Source organism: Micromonospora sp. NBRC 101691, from assembly GCF_030269285.1.
Classification (GTDB): Bacteria; Actinomycetota; Actinomycetes; order Mycobacteriales; family Micromonosporaceae; genus Micromonospora; species Micromonospora echinospora.
Genome location: NZ_BSTB01000001.1, coordinates 245,513 through 261,114, shown reverse-complemented (window position 1 = coordinate 261,114; position 15,602 = coordinate 245,513). Strand labels below are relative to the sequence as shown.

Here is a 15,602-nt window from a genome sequence, read left to right as displayed (position 1 = left end):
ACGCGTCACCCGTCGTGAGCGCCCGCCACCATCCCCGCCAGGGACACGCAGCGTGATCGCAGGTGGCTCGGCGATCACCTTGCCGGGCCACCGGCCTGGTCTTCGGCGGTGTCCAGCAGGTCCAGCAGGGTCGGCCCGTCGGGCTGTTCCGATCGGGGCATGGGGATGTGCGGCGGGAGGAGTCCGAGTTGCCGGGCGCACTCCTCGCCGTAGCCGTCGTACAGCCGCCCCTTCGTCACCGGGTGGTGGCAGCGGCGGCACCGGACGGGTGGCGGGTCGGGCAGCAGTGGTTCGATCATGGGACGGTGGTCTCCTGTGGGATGTGCGGGAGCCCGGAGCCGACGACGGCCGGCCTCGGGCCTCCTCGCCACGACGGGCGGTCTACCAGCCTCGTGCCCGCCACTGCGGCACCGCCGGGCGTTCCGCGCCGAACGTGGAGTCCTTGCCGTGACCGGGGTAGAACCAGGTGTCGTCGGGCAGCCGGTCGAACAGTTTGTGCTCGACGTCGTCGATGAGCGAGGCGAACCGCTCCGGGTCCTTGTCCGTGTTCCCGACGCCGCCGGGGAACAACGAGTCTCCGGTGAGGAGGTGCGGGGTGCCGGCCGGGTCCCGGTAGAGCAGCGCGATCGAGCCGGGGGTGTGCCCGACGATGTGGATCACCTCCAGCGCGCAGTCGCCGACCGGGACGGTGTCGCCGTCGGTCAGCGTCTCCGACGGGATCGGCAGCCCCTCGGCGTCGTCCGCGTGCACCAGCGACCGGGCGCCGGTGGCCGCGACCACCTCCTCCAGGGCCACCCAGTGGTCCATGTGCCGGTGGGTGGTGACCACGGCGGTCAGGCCGGCGTCGCCGACCAGGTCGAGCAGGCGGGGCGCCTCGTTGGCGGCGTCGACGAGCACCTGGTCGCCGGTGGCCCGGCACCGCAGCAGGTAGGCGTTGTTGTCCATCGGTCCCACCGACAGCTTGGTGATGGTGAGCCGGTCGAGTTCGCGTACGGCAGGGGGGCCGCCGGGGGTGACGTCTCCGCGGTAGGTCATCGGTCTTCTACATCCATTCGGGTGGTTGCGGGAGGGCGCCGTCGGGGACGACGGTGAGCGTCCGGCCCTCGGAGCGGCCGGTGAGCCAGGCGGCCAGCTCGGCAGCGGGGCCGGTGATCGTCGGGGCGTGCTCGGGGGCGCCGACCGCCAACTGGTGCCGGGCACCGTCGAAGCGCAGCACCATGGCGGGCGCGTCGGGCCGGTCGGCCAGCCCGGCGGTCACCTCGTGCAGCAGCCGGTGGGCGAAGGGTTCCGACCAGTCGGCGGGACGGTAGTCGGCGGCGAGGTCGACGTGGTGCACCTCGATCTCCCGCAGCCGACCCCAGACGAGGGTGGCCGCCGGCACCGGGCCGCGTCGGCCCCGTACGGTGGCGGCCCATGCCTCGACCGGCATGGCGGCGACCGCCCCGGCGAACCGGTCGGCACAGCGGCGCAGGTCGTCCAGGTGCGCCTCGGGCGGACGGGACGCGCCGGTGGCGATGTCCGTCTCCCGGGCGGTCGCGCTGGCGTACATCGGGACGTGCTCGCCGGTGCGGGCGGCGGTGAGCAGGTTGACCAGACCGTCGGCGTTGCGGGCCAGGTGGGCCAGGACGTGACCCCGCGTCCAGCCGGGCAGCAGCGACGCCGCGGCGAGTTCGGCGGTGTCGAAGCGCGCGGCGGTGCGGAGCAGGCGGTCCGTGGCGGCGTCCACCTCGCCGGAGAGCAGAAGCGGATCGGTCACCTGGCGACCCTATCCCGGGCGGTGGCGGCGTGCCGGCGGAAATCGGTTTCGGCGTGTCGGTGGGCCACCTACCGTCGACGTCGACACAGGCAACGGCTTGGGACGGGGGTGTTTTCGCTGGCCGCGTGCCCGTCGATCACTCGCTTGCAACCGATGGGAATGCCATGACGATCGATCTCACCGCCCTCGGCTGGGACCCCGCCCGTGCGGCGGCCGTCCGGCGCGGGCAGCGTCCCGGCCGGGTGGCCCGGGTCGACCGGGGGGTCTGCACGGTGCTGTGCGCCGAGGGGCCCGTCCGGGCGAGTCTGGGCGGTGCGGTCCTGGCTGCGGCGGCACGTGACCTGACCAGCCTGCCCTGTGCCGGCGACTGGGTGCTGTTGGGCACCTGGCCGGACGGCCCGGTCACGGTGGAGAAGGTGCTGCCCCGCCGGACGGCGCTCGTCCGGCGTACCGCCGGCCGGGACGCCAGCGGGCAGGTGCTGGCGGCGAACCTGGACGCCGTGGCGGTGGTCGAGCCGGTGCACCCCGAGCCGGACGTCGCCCGGATGGAGCGGCTGCTCTCCCTGGTGCACGCCTCCGGCGCCCGGCCACTGGTCGTGCTGAGCAAGGCCGACCTCGCGGCGGACGCGGCGGCGGTGGCCCGCCAACTGGCCCGGGTCGCCCCGGGTGTGCCGGTGCTGCCGGTCAGCGCGGAGGACGGGGCGGGGCTGGAACCCCTGCGCGCCGAGGTCGTCCCGGGGCGGACGCTCGGACTGCTCGGGATCTCCGGCGCGGGCAAGTCGAGCCTGGTCAACGCACTGGCCGGTGCGGTGGTGATGCCGACCCAGGCGATCCGTCGGGTCGACGGCAAGGGGCGGCACACCACCACCTGGCGGGCGCTGGTGCCGATCCCCGGTGGCGGCGCGGTCCTGGACACCCCGGGTGTGCGGGCGGTCGGGCTGCTGGACGGTGCCGACGGCCTGGACCGGGCGTTCGCCGACGTCACGGCGCTCGCCTCGACGTGCCGGTTCAGCGACTGCGGGCACGCGGTCGAGCCGGGGTGCGCGGTCCGGGCGGCGCTGGAGAGCGGTGAGCTGACCGCGCGGCGCTGGGAGAGCTGGCGCAAGCTCCAACGGGAGTTGACCGTCGAGAGCCGGCGTCGGGAGGCCCGGCTGGCCGCCGAGCGGCGGGGTGGCTGGCGGCGCGGGCGGCGGCACAGCGCCCGGCCCTGAGTCCGGACCCGGGCGGTCGCCCGCCCGGGTACAGGCCGGCTGAGCTGGGGGAATGCGTCGGCGCGGGAAAGTGTCGTACCCCGGGGCTAGAGTTGCCGGGGCGCTTTCCTGCGCCGAACGACCGCTCGAAACACCACCAGAGCGGTACAGATCACCTCATCTTCCTCAAGCCTGGAGTACTCGGACAGTGGCCGACCGCCTGATAATCCGTGGCGCGCGCGAGCACAACCTGCGTGACGTCAGTCTCGACCTGCCCCGGGACGCGCTGATCGTCTTCACCGGGCTCTCCGGGTCGGGTAAGTCGAGCCTGGCCTTCGACACGATCTTCGCCGAGGGGCAGCGGCGCTACGTCGAGTCGCTGTCCTCGTACGCGCGGCAGTTCCTCGGGCAGATGGACAAGCCCGACGTCGACTTCATCGAGGGGCTCAGCCCGGCCGTCTCGATCGACCAGAAGTCGACCTCGCGCAACCCGCGCTCCACCGTCGGCACCATCACCGAGGTCTACGACTACCTCCGGCTGCTCTTCGCCCGCGTCGGCGAACCGCACTGCCCGGTCTGCGGTGAGCGGATCTCCAAGCAGAGCCCCCAGCAGATCGTCGACCGGGTGCTCGCCATGACCGAGGGCACCCGGTTCATGGTGCTCGCGCCGGTGGTGCGCGGGCGCAAGGGCGAGTACGTCGACCTCTTCGCCGAACTCCAGGCCAAGGGCTACGCCCGCGCCCGGGTCGACGGCGTGGTGCACCCGCTGACCGAGCCGCCGAAGCTCAAGAAGCAGGAGAAGCACACCATCGAGGTGGTGATCGACCGGCTCACCGTCAAGCCCAGCGCCAAGCAGCGGCTGACCGACTCGGTCGAGGCCGCGCTCGGGCTCTCCGGCGGGCTGGTCCTGCTCGACTTCGTCGACCTGCCCGAGGACGACCCGGAGCGGGAACGCCGCTACTCCGAGCACCTGGCCTGCCCGAACGACCACCCGCTCGCCATCGAGGACCTGGAACCCCGGGTGTTCTCCTTCAACGCCCCGTACGGCGCGTGCCCCGAGTGCACCGGCCTGGGCACGAAGAAGGAGGTCGACCCGGAGCTGATCATCCCCGACCCGGAGCGCACCCTGCGCGAGGGCGCGATCCAGCCGTGGGGCACCGGGCACAACCTGGAGTACTTCCTCCGTCTGCTGGAGGCGCTCGGCGAGAGCGAGCACTTCGACCTGGACACCCCGTGGCGGGCGCTGCCGGCCCGGGCGCAGAAGACCATCCTGCACGGCTCCGGCGACCAGGTGCACGTGCGCTACCGCAACAAGTACGGCCGCGAGCGCTCCTACTACACCGGCTTCGAGGGCGTGGTGCAGTGGATCGAGCGCCGGCACTCCGACACCGAGAGCGAGTGGTCGCGGGAGAAGTACGAGGGCTACATGCGGGACGTGCCCTGCGCGGCCTGCGGTGGCGCCCGACTCAAGCCGGAGGTGCTCGCGGTCACCCTGGCCGGCAAGAGCATCGCCGAGGTGTGCAACCTGTCGGTGGGGGAGTGCGCCGAGCTGCTCGCCGGCATCGAGCTGACCGACCGGCAGAAGATGATCGCCGAGCGGGTGCTCAAGGAGATCAACGCCCGGCTGCGGTTCCTGCTCGACGTCGGCCTGGACTACCTCTCCCTCGACCGTCCGGCCGGCACCCTCTCCGGCGGCGAGGCGCAGCGGATCCGGCTCGCCACCCAGATCGGGTCCGGCCTGGTGGGCGTGCTCTACGTGCTCGACGAGCCGTCGATCGGCCTGCACCAGCGGGACAACCACCGCCTGATCGAGACCCTGCTGCGGCTGCGCGGCCTGGGCAACACGCTGATCGTCGTCGAGCACGACGAGGACACCATCCGGGTCGCCGACTGGATCGTCGACATCGGCCCGGGCGCGGGCGAGCACGGCGGCCGGATCGTGCACTCCGGCTCGGTGCCCGCCCTGCTGGAGAACGCGGAGTCGGTCACCGGGGCGTACCTCTCCGGCCGGAAGTCGATCCCGACGCCGCCGCAGCGCCGCCCGCAGACCCCCGGCCGGGAGCTGGTCGTGCACGGCGCGCGTGAGCACAACCTGCGCAACCTGACCGTGGCGTTCCCGCTCGGGCAGCTCATCGCGGTCACCGGGGTCAGCGGCTCGGGCAAGTCGACCCTGGTCAACGACATCCTCTACGCGGTGCTGGCGAACCAGATCAACGGGGCCCGGCTGGTGCCCGGCCGGCACACCCGGATCACCGGCCTGGAACACGTCGACAAGGTCGTCGGCGTCGACCAGTCGCCGATCGGCCGTACGCCCCGGTCGAACCCGGCCACCTACACCGGGGTCTGGGACCACGTCCGCAAGCTCTTCGCCGAGACCACCGAGGCGAAGGTCCGGGGGTACGGTCCGGGCCGGTTCTCGTTCAACGTCAAGGGCGGCCGGTGCGAGGCGTGTTCCGGCGACGGCACCCTGAAGATCGAGATGAACTTCCTGCCCGACGTGTACGTCCCCTGCGAGGTCTGCAAGGGCGCCCGGTACAACCGGGAGACCCTGGAGGTGCACTACAAGGGCCGGACCGTCGCCGACGTGCTGGACATGCCGATCGAGGAGGCGGCCGAGTTCTTCTCCGCGATCCCGGCGATCCACCGGCACCTGAAGACCCTGGTCGACGTCGGTCTCGGGTACGTCCGTCTCGGCCAGCCCGCCCCGACCCTCTCCGGCGGTGAGGCGCAGCGGGTCAAACTCGCCTCCGAGCTGCAGAAGCGCTCCACCGGCCGGACGGTCTACGTGCTCGACGAGCCCACCACCGGCCTGCACTTCGAGGACATCCGCAAGCTGCTGATGGTCCTGGAGGGGCTGGTCGACAAGGGCAACACGGTGATCACGATCGAGCACAACCTCGACGTGATCAAGAGCGCCGACTGGCTGATCGACATGGGTCCGGAGGGCGGCCACCGGGGCGGCACCGTGCTCGCCACCGGCACCCCGGAGGAGGTCGCCGAGGTGTCCGAGAGCCACACCGGCCAGTTCCTGCGACCGGTGCTCGGCCTCGACGGCGAGGCCCGGGGCGCGGCGGCGGCCACCGGCCGGGCGGCGAAGGCCAACGCCGGCCGCCGTACCACCCGGCGGGCGCCGGCCCGGTCCCGCTGACGTGAGCGGGGTGTCGCCCCGGGCGGTGGTTGAACCGTCCGGCACAGTGGTTCGTGTTTACCTGGTGTGACCGCGGATCATGGAAGGCGGCACGGAGCGCGAGAGAGAGGTTGGGCATGAGTGACGACAACGGGCTGACCGGACCGGCCACCCGCCGCACCCTGCTCGCCGGGGCCGGCGCGGTCGGCGCGGCGGTCGTCCTGACCGCGTGCGGTGGGGACGACGAGCCGACGGGTTCCGGCTCCGCCGCCCCGACCAGCGGCGGTCCGGGCGGGTCGCCCAGCGCCGACGCGGGCGGCGACCGGGGTGCGGCCGACGCCATCGTCGCCACCGCCGACGTCCCGGTCGGCGGCGGGGTCATCTTCGCCAACAAGGGTGTGGTGGTGACCCAGCCCAGCGCCGGGGTGTTCAAGGGGTTCAGCCCGATCTGCACCCACCAGAAGTGCCCGGTGTCGAGGGTCGACGGCGGCACGATCATCTGCACCTGCCACAACAGCAGGTTCTCCATCGAGGACGGCTCGGTGAAGGGCGGCCCGGCCAAGCAGCCGCTGCCGGCGAAGGAGATCGTCGTCGACGGCGACCAGATCCGCCTGGCCTGACCATGGCACCGGCGTGGCCGGCACGGTTTCCCGTGCCGGCCACGCCGTTTCACGTCGGGGCGGGGTCAGTGGGTGTACACCGCCATCTCCCAGAGCGAGAAGCCGTAGGTGGTGGCCCGGGTCAGGCCGCGCATCCGCACGTACCGGGCGTTCTCGGTGGGGAAGGTGAGCGCGTCGGTGCCGCCGTCGCCGGCCGTGGTCGACCAGGCGGTCCGCCAGGTGCTCCCGTCGGCGGAGACCTCGATCCGGTACGACCGCGCGTACGCCTCCTCCCAGGCCAGCACCACCCGGCCGACGGGGCGGGCCGAGCCCAGGTCGACGGTGAGCCACTGGTCGTCGGCCCGGGAACTGGACCACCGGGTGCCCAGGTCCCCGTCCACCGCCCGCCCGGCGGGGTAGCCGAGCTGGCTGCTCGACGCGGTGACCGTCCGCTGCGCGGCCAGGTTGGTCAGGTCGTCGCCACGCTTCGCCGGGAAGGAGACGACCTGCTGGTAGGTGGGCCGGTTCTGCCAGGCGATCGGGGCGTGGGTGATCCCGCCCAGCGGTGACTGGATGATCGCGTCGGCGCACCACTGGTCGCCGGCCGCGCAGGTGCTGTCCCCCGGGTAGGTCTGGGTGGCCGGGGTCGCCGCCGCCGCGCCGAGCGTGTCGAGCAGGATCTGCCGACACCCGGCGAGGCTGCCGTTCCCGCAGTGGGTGCGGCCGAGGCCACCGGCGACCGGGGCGCCGAGCACCGCGCGCAGGTCCTTGTCGACCCAGCCCCACCAGCCGTACTGGAACGCCGAACCCTTGTGCAGCTGCGTCGTGCTGGCCGAGCCGGGCAGGGTCGACTTGTCGCCGGACTGGTGACCGGAGGGGGACTCGTTGATCGACAGGGTGTTCACCAGCGCCTGGTAGAGGTCCGCGCCGAGCGGCTCGGCGAACATGCCCCGGACCAACAGCGGCCACCAGGCGTCGAAGGTGCGGATCGCCTCGGCGTGCCGGTAGACCTTCGAGCCCTTCGCGGTCTCCACCCGCAGCGCGCCGTCCTGCCGCCACGCCTTGAGCCGGCTGATCTCGGCGGCCAGGGTGGCGTCGGTGACCGGCTGGCTCTCCAGCACCCGGATCAGCTCGTCGAGCACCTCGACGCCGCGCAGGTCGGTCAGGCCGGCGCGTTGCACCAGCGCGGTGAGCGAGGCCCGGTCGAACTTCTGGCCGGCCGCGATGGCCGCCTTGATCGGCTTGTCGAGCAGGTCACCCCGGTGCACCGCGCCGAAGCTGAAGTTGCCGTCGGCCGCGCCGAAGTCCTTGGCCTGCTTGTTGTTCCAGCTGATGTAGTAGTCCTGGTTCTTCGACTGCGGGTGGGTGGCCAGCGGGGCGTACCGGGCGGTGTTGGTCGCCGGGTCGTAGCCCTGCCACTCGTACGCCGGTTCGGCCCGCATCGGCAGGTTCGGGTTGGACCCGGCGGCGCGCAGCGGGTGCAGGCCGGAGGTCATGTACGCCGACTCGGTGGAGTTGACGTAGAACCAGTTGAAGGCGTACTCGACGTTGTTCGCCGAGGTGACGAAGGCGTCGGCGGAGCCCATCAGGGTCGGGTCGTTGAACATCTGGAAGCCGATCGCCGAGACGGCCTCGTGCCGGTAGGTGGAGCGCAGCTGGGTGAAGGCGTGCGGCCGACCGCCCACCGTGCCGCGCCAGGCCACCAGGCCCAGCTTCGTCCGCCAGGCGACCAGCCGGTACGACCCGGCGGGCGTGCCGTCGGCCAGGGTCGGCTTCCACGTGTTGACGTGGGACAGCTTCTCCATCGGCAGGCACTGGCCGCGGAACAGGTAGTGGTCGCTGGTCGGCGTCGGCGCGCTGCCGTCGGGGGTGCAGAGCGGCACCGCGTACGTGTCGGTGATGTCCTGGTTGGCGGAGGTGGCGCTCCAGGCGTAGTCCTGACCCCGGCCGAGCAGCACGTAGAGGTTCAGGCCGGCGAACGCGGCGCCCCGGGCGCTGATGCCCGGCCCCTGCAACTCCTGGACCATCAACAGCTGCGGCGCGAAGTAGCCGGTCTGCGGGCCGAAGACGGCGATCGGGTGCCCGGTCGCGGAGTGCGCGGCGGAGACCACGGCGGCGTTGGACATGCCCCGGTGGGCCGGGCTGATGGTCAGCCCGGAGAGCGCGGCGGCCAGGTCCGCGCCCGGGGTGGGGGTGTTGTTGCCGGCGGAGCCGGTGGGGTCGGTGAAGACCGGCTCCGGACGGGCCGAGCCGGCGTCGGGCAGCGCCACGCTCGCCGCGTTCGGGTCGGCCGCGCCGTACGGGAAGCTCTGCCCGTCGTGCAGGGTCAGCACGGTCTCCGGGTCGTTCTGCCCCCGGAAGGCGTTCCACACCCGGTCGCCCTCGGTCGGGCCGTACTTGGCCCGGGCGGCGATCCGGACCAGCGCGGACTGCATCTCGGTGCCGCCCCCGCCGCCGAACAGGCCGCCGACCACCCCGGCGATGGCGATCAGGTCGGTCATGGTGAACGGCTCCGGGCCGCCCTCGTTGGTGATCGCGTCGAGGTGTCCGGTCAGCACGTACTCACCGGGGCAGTTGCGGTCGTCCATGCAGTCCCGGACGTAGGCGTTGATGCCGGCGATGTACTCCTGCACGTCGGCGTAGAGCTGCGCGCCGCGCGGACCCCGGGCGCGCAGCGCGTCGACCTGGGCCTGGAGGTCGGCCTCGGTGTACGGCGAGTTGCGCCAGACGCTCTGCTCCAGGGCCCGGTTGCCGGGCGCGCCGCCGGCGAACGGGGTGAGGGTGCCCCGCCCGACGTGCCGCAGCAGGTCGATGGTGAAGAGCCGGTCCTCGGCCCCGGCGTACCCGGCGCCGTACATGGTGCCGCCCCGGGTGGTGCCGGTGATGTGCGGGACGCCGGTGGCCCGGTCCCGCACGATCCGCACGTCGGCGCGCGGCGAGTAGCTCCGTTCGACCTGGTTGGGCGGGACGCCGAAGGACGCGTCGGTGAAGAACGAGCCGATCTGGTCCGCGCGCAGCCCGGCGTAGCCGTAGACCAGGTCGGCGTACCGGCCGAGCTGGTCGCCGGAGTGCCGGGGCATGGTGCCGAGGGTCTGGTGGGCGAGGATCTCGACCAGGGTGGCGTTGCCGTTCTGGCCGGGCGGCACGATGTCGCCGCACTCGCCCAGGCAGTAGTCGTTGGCGGCGAACGTGGTGGTGCCGGTGGCCTTTCCGGTGAAGGCCGGTGCGGCGTCCGCCGGGGGCGGGGCGGGGGAGACGAGCAGGGCGGCGAGGCCGACGACGGCGGTCGCGCCGGCCAGTAGGCGACGGGTGGTGGCGGGACGGGACATGTGATCCTCCGCTAGCTGGGGATCATGACGCGGGACGGGAAGTGCCGGGGGTTACGTGAAGAACATTCGGTTACCGGATGGTAGGCCGGACCGGCCGGCATGGGAAGACATCAACCGTGGTCCCTGTCCAAGGTGTTGAGTGTGGCGCAGTTGCTCGATAGCCTTCGATCCCTGTGCCGTCGCCGGGTCGGGCGCGGTCCACCGTCGAGAAGGGACACCGGATGCTCGCCGTACGCCTGCTCGCGCCGGCGGCGCTGCTCGCCGCCCTCGTCTCCGTGCCGACGTCCGCCGCCGCGGCACCCGAGCCGGCCGCCTCGGGCGCCTTCTCGGTGCTCACCTACAACGTCGCCGGCCTGCCCGAACCCCTCTCCGGCAGCAACCCGGCGGTCAACACCCGGCCGATCGGGGAACGGGTCAACGCGTACGACATCGTGCACGTCCAGGAGGACTTCAACTACCACTCCGACCTGTACGCCACCGACCGGCACCCGTACCGGACGCGGACCAGCGGACCGGTGCCGTTCGGCAGTGGCCTGAACACGATGTCGAACCTGCCGTACGCGAACTTCCAGCGGGTGACCTGGAACCGCTGCGCCGGCACCGACTGCCTCACCCCGAAGGGCTTCACCGCCTCCCGGATCCAGCTCGCCGAGGGGGTGTACGTCGACTTCTACAACGTGCACGCCAACGCCGGCAGCGACGAGCGGGACCTGGCCGCCCGGCGGGACAACCTCGCCCAGCTCTCCGCGTACATCACGGCCAACTCCGCCGGCAACGCGGTGGTGGTGATGGGCGACCTGAACGTCCGCTACACCCGCACCGGCGACACCATCCGGGAGCTGGTCGCCGCCAACGGCCTCACCGACGCGTGGGTGCAGCAGGAACGCGGCGGCGTGCCCCCGGCGCTCGGCAGCCCGGCGCTGACCTGCGACCCGGCCAACGTCACCAACGCCTGCGAGGTCGTTGACATGATTCTCTACCGGAGCAACCAGACGGTACGGCTCCAGCTGAGCCGCTACCACAACGAGCACCAGCGGTTCCTGGACCCGGCCGGCGACCCGCTGTCCGACCACTACCCGCACGCGGCCTGGTTCTCCTGGAGCGTCGACCCGGCGGCCAGCGGCACCTGAGGCGACCGGCACGCCACCGGGAGTGTCGGTGGCAGCGGTTAGGCTCGCAGGCGTGGCCGACCCGTCGACGTACCGCCCCGCCCCCGGCACCATCCCCGAGTCCCCCGGGGTCTACCGGTTCCGGGACGGCACCGGTCGGGTCATCTACGTCGGCAAGGCCAAGAACCTGCGCAGCCGCCTCAACTCCTACTTCGCCGACCCGGTCGGGCTGCACCAGCGCACCCGGCAGATGGTCTTCACCGCCGAGTCGGTGGAGTGGACCTCGGTGGCCACCGAGGTCGAGGCGCTCCAGCTCGAATTCACCTGGATCAAGCAGTACGACCCGCGCTTCAACGTCCGCTACCGGGACGACAAGTCGTACCCGTACCTCGCCGTCACCCTCGACGAGGAGTACCCCCGCCTCCAGGTGATGCGCGGCGCGAAGCGCAAGGGGGTGCGGTACTTCGGGCCGTACTCGCACGCCTGGGCGATCCGCGAGACGCTCGACCTGCTGCTGCGGGTCTTCCCGGCGCGGACGTGCTCGGCCGGGGTGTTCAAGCGGGCCGGCCAGGTCGGGCGGCCCTGCCTCCTGGGGTACATCGGCAAGTGCTCCGCGCCCTGCGTCGGCAGCGTCACCGCCGAGCAGCACCGGGACATCGTCGACGGCTTCTGCGACTTCATGGCCGGCCGCACCGACACCATGGTCCGCCGGCTCGAACGCGACATGACCGACGCGAGCGAGCAACTGGAGTTCGAGCGCGCCGCCCGGCTGCGCGACGACGTCGCCGCCCTGCGCCGGGCGATGGAGAAGCAGACCGTCGTGCTCGGCGACGGCACCGACGCCGACGTGGTCGCCTTCGCCGACGACCCGCTGGAGGCCGCCGTCCAGGTGTTCCACGTCCGCGACGGCCGGGTCCGGGGCCAGCGCGGCTGGGTGGTGGAGAAGACCGAGGAACTCACCACCGGCGACCTCGTCCACCACTTCTGCACCCAGGTGTACGGCGGGGAGCAGGGTGAGGCCGACGTGCCCCGCGAGCTGCTCGTCCCCGAGCTGCCCGGCGACGCCGACGCGCTCGCGGACTGGCTCTCGACCCGGCGGGGCAGCCGGGTCACGCTGCGGGTGCCGCAGCGCGGCGACAAGCGGGCCCTGCTGGAGACGGTCGGCCGTAACGCGAAGGACGTCCTCGCCCGGCACAAGCTGCGCCGCGCCGGTGACCTGACCACCCGCAGCCAGGCCCTCGACGAGATCGCCGAGGCGCTGGGGATGGACACCTCCCCGCTGCGCATCGAGTGTTACGACGTCTCCCAGATGCAGGGCACCGACGTGGTGGCCAGCATGGTGGTCTTCGAGGACGGCCTGCCACGCAAGAGCGAGTACCGCCGGTTCGTCGTGCGGGGTGCCACCGACGACCTGTCGGCCATGTCCGAGGTGCTGCGCCGCCGGTTCGCCCGCTACCTGGACACGCGTGCCGAGACCGGCGAGATCGGTGACGAGACGGCCACCGACCCCGACCGTCCGGGGATCGACCCCACCACCGGCCGGCCCCGGAAGTTCGCCTACCCGCCGCAGCTGGTGGTGGTCGACGGTGGCCCACCGCAGGTGGCCGCCGCCGCGACGGCCCTGGCCGACCTCGGCGTCGACGACGTGGCGCTCTGCGGGCTGGCCAAGCGGCTGGAGGAGGTCTGGCTCCCCGACGACGAGTTCCCGGTCATCCTGCCGCGCACCTCCGAGGCGCTCTACCTGCTGCAACGGGTCCGCGACGAGGCGCACCGGTTCGCCATCACCTTCCACCGGCAGCGCCGCTCCAAGCGGATGACCGAATCCGCGCTGGACACCGTGCCCGGTCTCGGTGAGGTCCGCCGCAAGGCGCTGCTGCGGCACTTCGGCTCGCTGAAGCGGGTCGCGGCGGCCACCGTCGACGAGATCAGCGAGGTGCCCGGCATCGGTCCACGCACCGCCGAGGCGATCCTCGCCGCGCTCGGCGCGAGCGAGCCGACCCGCTCCTGAGGGTCACCCGGTGAGGACGGCGAGAAGCTGCTCACCGTACTTGGCGAGCTTGTTCTCGCCCACCCCGCTGATCCCGGACAGCCCGGCCAGCGAGGTCGGGGCGTCGGTGGCGATCTGCCGCAGCGTGGCGTCGTGGAAGATCACGTACGCGGGCACGCCCTGCTCCTTGGCGGTCGCCGCCCGCCACGCGCGTAGCCGCTCGAAGACCGGTGCCGCCTCCGGCGACAGCTCGACGGCGGCGGTCGCGCCGCTGCGGGCCTTCGCCGGCCGGCCGGCCTTCCCGGACGTCGTCGGGCGTTCCGGCTCGCGGCGCATCATCACCGTGCGCCGCCGGCCCAGCACCTCGGCGCTCGCCTCGGTCAGCGCGAGGGTGCCGTAGTCGCCCTCGACGGCCAGCAGCCCCTCGGCGAGGAGTTGGCGCACCACGCCCCGCCACTCGGCCTCCCGTAGGTCGTCGCCGATGCCGAAGGTGCTCAGCGAGCTGTGGCCGTACTGGACGATCTTGTCGTTGCTGCGGCCCAGCAGGATGTCGATGCAGTGCCCCGCACCGAAGCGCTGGTTGCGCTCCCGGTCCAACCGGTAGACCGTGGAGAGCAGCTTCTGCGCGGCGACCGTGCCGTCCCAGGACTCCGGCGGGTGCAGGCAGGTGTCGCAGTTGCCGCAGGAGGCGGTGGCCGGCTGGCCGAAGTACTCCAGCAGTTGCCCGCGCCGGCAGCGGACCGTCTCGCAGAGGGCGAGCATCGCGTCGAGGTGGGCGGCGAGGTTACGCCGGTGCGCGACGTCGCCCTCGGAGGTGTCGATCATCTTGCGCTGCTGCACCACGTCCTGGAGGCCGTACGCGAGCCAGGCGGTCGACGGCAGGCCGTCCCGCCCGGCGCGGCCGGTCTCCTGGTAGTAGCCCTCCACCGACTTCGGCAGGTCCAGGTGGGCGACGAAGCGGACGTCCGGCTTGTCGATGCCCATGCCGAAGGCGATGGTCGCCACCATCACCAGGCCGTCCTCGCGGAGGAACCGCTGCTGGTTGGCGGCGCGGGTCGCCGCGTCCAGCCCCGCGTGGTACGGCAGCGCGGCGATGCCGTTGGCCACCAGGAATTCGGCGGTCTTGTCGACCGACGCCCGGGAGAGGCAGTAGACGATGCCGGCGTCGCCGGGGTGCTCGTCGCGGAGCAGGGCGAGCAACTGCTTGCGCGGCTCCCGCTTCGGCACGATGCGGTACTGGATGTTCGGCCGGTCGAAGCTGGCGACGAAGTGCCGGGCGTCGGTCAGGTCGAGGCGGGTGGCGATCTCCGTCCGGGTCGCGGAGGTCGCGGTGGCGGTCAGCGCGATGCGTGGCACCCCCGGCCAGCGCTCGTGCAGCATCGACAGGGCGAGGTAGTCGGGGCGGAAGTCGTGACCCCACTGCGCCACGCAGTGCGCCTCGTCGATCGCGAACAGCGCGATCCGGCCCCGGTCGAGCAGGTTCAGCGTGGCCCGGCTGCCCAGTGCCTCCGGTGCCAGGTAGAGCAGGTCGATCTCGCCGGCCACGAACTCCGCCTCGACCAGGCGGCGGGTGTCCGGATCGAGCGTGGAGTTGAGGAAGCCGGCCCGGACCCCGACCGCGCGCAGCGCGTCGACCTGGTCCTGCATCAGCGCGATCAGCGGGGAGACGACCACCGCCACGCCGTCGCGCAGCAGTGCCGGGATCTGGTAGCAGAGCGACTTACCGCCGCCGGTGGGCATCAGCACCAGGGCGTCCCCGCCGCCGGTGACGTGCTCGACGACCTCCTGCTGGAAGCCCCGGAACGAGTCGTAGCCGAAGACCCGCCGCAGCACGTCCAACGGGGTTTCGGTACGCAGCGCGGTGGGGGAGTCCATCGGGAGAGTGTACGAGCGCCGGGTGACAGCGGACGCTCGCGTACGGGCGTGTGGCGCCCCGGTCGGCGCGCAGCGGCCGCCGGGGCGATTTGCGCCTCTGCCGCAGGGCTATTGCGGGAAGCGTCCCATTCGGTCGGAAAAAGTCGGTGGCGTAACAGAAAACAATCGGTCAACTACAATCTGCTCGATTGGTCGTGGTAATGCCCGGAGCGGCTCTCGGAATGGCCGTCCCGGCGGTGTCGGTCCGGGCTGCCGGCTCGGTGCCGGCGGTCCGTCGGCGGTCGGTCCGGCGCGTTCGGCTCACCCGTCCGGCGGGCCGTCGCCGGCCAGGTCGTACCGACCTGCGGTACGGGCCCGTCGACGGAGCCCGACACCGCGGACGCCGCCCCAGAACATGAATGGTCGGCCGGTCGCATTCGTCCGAACGGTGGATGGGCGGAACCGTACGCAGATGTCGCCGGACGGCGCGCGGCAAAGCTGCTCCACGCTGGTCCGAGGACGACCGGAATCAATTCGAGATAACGCTAACGTAAACGTCGCCGGACGTATACCTGTGACCTGGCGTAGGCGCGTATCGTGCCGGTTCGTGTCGCCATTCCGGTCATCCGGCGGCTGGTCACCCGTCGCCAC

The 15,602-nt window shown here is 72.4% G+C and carries 10 protein-coding genes; 5 read left to right on the top strand and 5 right to left on the bottom strand.

From position 1 onward, the window contains the following. Positions 1–74: 74 nt before the first annotated feature. From QSK20_RS01055 to QSK20_RS01045, 3 genes are all read right to left on the bottom strand, one after another. On the bottom strand, positions 75–299 hold the full coding sequence (locus tag QSK20_RS01055) for a hypothetical protein (RefSeq protein ID WP_285786657.1): 225 nt from the start codon (positions 297–299) through the stop codon (positions 75–77). An 82-nt stretch (positions 300–381) separates the two neighbouring features. Beyond that, a complete protein-coding gene (locus tag QSK20_RS01050) occupies positions 382–1,035 on the bottom strand; it encodes an MBL fold metallo-hydrolase (protein ID WP_285786656.1) in 654 nt (217 codons plus the stop codon). 7 nt (positions 1,036–1,042) lie between these two features. Beyond that, on the bottom strand, positions 1,043–1,756 hold the full coding sequence (locus QSK20_RS01045; protein WP_285786655.1) for a maleylpyruvate isomerase family mycothiol-dependent enzyme: 714 nt from the start codon (positions 1,754–1,756) through the stop codon (positions 1,043–1,045). Between the two features lie 164 nt (positions 1,757–1,920). Between QSK20_RS01045 and rsgA the strand changes: the two genes are divergently transcribed. The 3 genes from rsgA (at position 1,921) to QSK20_RS01030 (ending at position 6,693) form a co-directional block, all read left to right on the top strand. After that, complete coding sequence (gene rsgA, locus QSK20_RS01040) at positions 1,921–2,967, top strand: ribosome small subunit-dependent GTPase A (protein ID WP_285786654.1); 1,047 nt, start codon at positions 1,921–1,923, stop codon at positions 2,965–2,967. Between the two features lie 187 nt (positions 2,968–3,154). After that, positions 3,155–6,094 (top strand): excinuclease ABC subunit UvrA, encoded by a 2,940-nt coding sequence (uvrA, locus tag QSK20_RS01035; RefSeq protein ID WP_285786653.1) that lies wholly within the window; start codon positions 3,155–3,157, stop codon positions 6,092–6,094. Between the two features lie 116 nt (positions 6,095–6,210). After that, a complete protein-coding gene (locus tag QSK20_RS01030) occupies positions 6,211–6,693 on the top strand; it encodes a Rieske (2Fe-2S) protein (RefSeq protein WP_285786652.1) in 483 nt (160 codons plus the stop codon). Between the two features lie 65 nt (positions 6,694–6,758). On the opposite strand, the gene QSK20_RS01025 is transcribed toward QSK20_RS01030, so the two are convergent. Next, positions 6,759–10,001: a penicillin acylase family protein gene (locus tag QSK20_RS01025; protein WP_285786651.1), complete on the bottom strand. Its 3,243-nt coding sequence runs from the start codon at positions 9,999–10,001 to the stop codon at positions 6,759–6,761. Positions 10,002–10,174: 173 nt separating this feature from the next. On the opposite strand from QSK20_RS01025, the gene QSK20_RS01020 reads away from it, so the two are divergent. Together QSK20_RS01020 and uvrC are read left to right on the top strand one after the other, a co-directional pair. Continuing rightward, the gene (locus QSK20_RS01020; RefSeq protein ID WP_285786650.1) at positions 10,175–11,131 is read left to right on the top strand and encodes an exonuclease/endonuclease/phosphatase family protein; all 957 of its coding nucleotides are present in this window, start codon (positions 10,175–10,177) and stop codon (positions 11,129–11,131) included. Between the two features lie 52 nt (positions 11,132–11,183). Beyond that, a complete protein-coding gene (gene uvrC, locus QSK20_RS01015; protein WP_285786649.1) occupies positions 11,184–13,118 on the top strand; it encodes an excinuclease ABC subunit UvrC in 1,935 nt (644 codons plus the stop codon). A 3-nt stretch (positions 13,119–13,121) separates the two neighbouring features. On the opposite strand, the gene recQ is transcribed toward uvrC, so the two are convergent. Then, complete coding sequence (gene recQ, locus QSK20_RS01010; RefSeq protein ID WP_285786648.1) at positions 13,122–14,972, bottom strand: DNA helicase RecQ; 1,851 nt, start codon at positions 14,970–14,972, stop codon at positions 13,122–13,124. Between the last annotated feature and the right edge of the window lie 630 nt (positions 14,973–15,602).

What these genes read in the sequence shown, in the direction of transcription:
- QSK20_RS01055 (WP_285786657.1), bottom strand. Translation starts at nt 299, where the DNA reads ATGATCGAACCACTGCTGCCCGACCCGCCACCCGTCCGGTGCCGCCGC.
- QSK20_RS01050 (WP_285786656.1), bottom strand. Translation starts at nt 1,035, where the DNA reads ATGACCTACCGCGGAGACGTCACCCCCGGCGGCCCCCCTGCCGTACGC.
- rsgA (WP_285786654.1), top strand. Translation starts at nt 1,921, where the DNA reads ATGACGATCGATCTCACCGCCCTCGGCTGGGACCCCGCCCGTGCGGCG.
- QSK20_RS01030 (WP_285786652.1), top strand. Translation starts at nt 6,211, where the DNA reads ATGAGTGACGACAACGGGCTGACCGGACCGGCCACCCGCCGCACCCTG.
- QSK20_RS01025 (WP_285786651.1), bottom strand. Translation starts at nt 10,001, where the DNA reads ATGTCCCGTCCCGCCACCACCCGTCGCCTACTGGCCGGCGCGACCGCC.
- recQ (WP_285786648.1), bottom strand. Translation starts at nt 14,972, where the DNA reads ATGGACTCCCCCACCGCGCTGCGTACCGAAACCCCGTTGGACGTGCTG.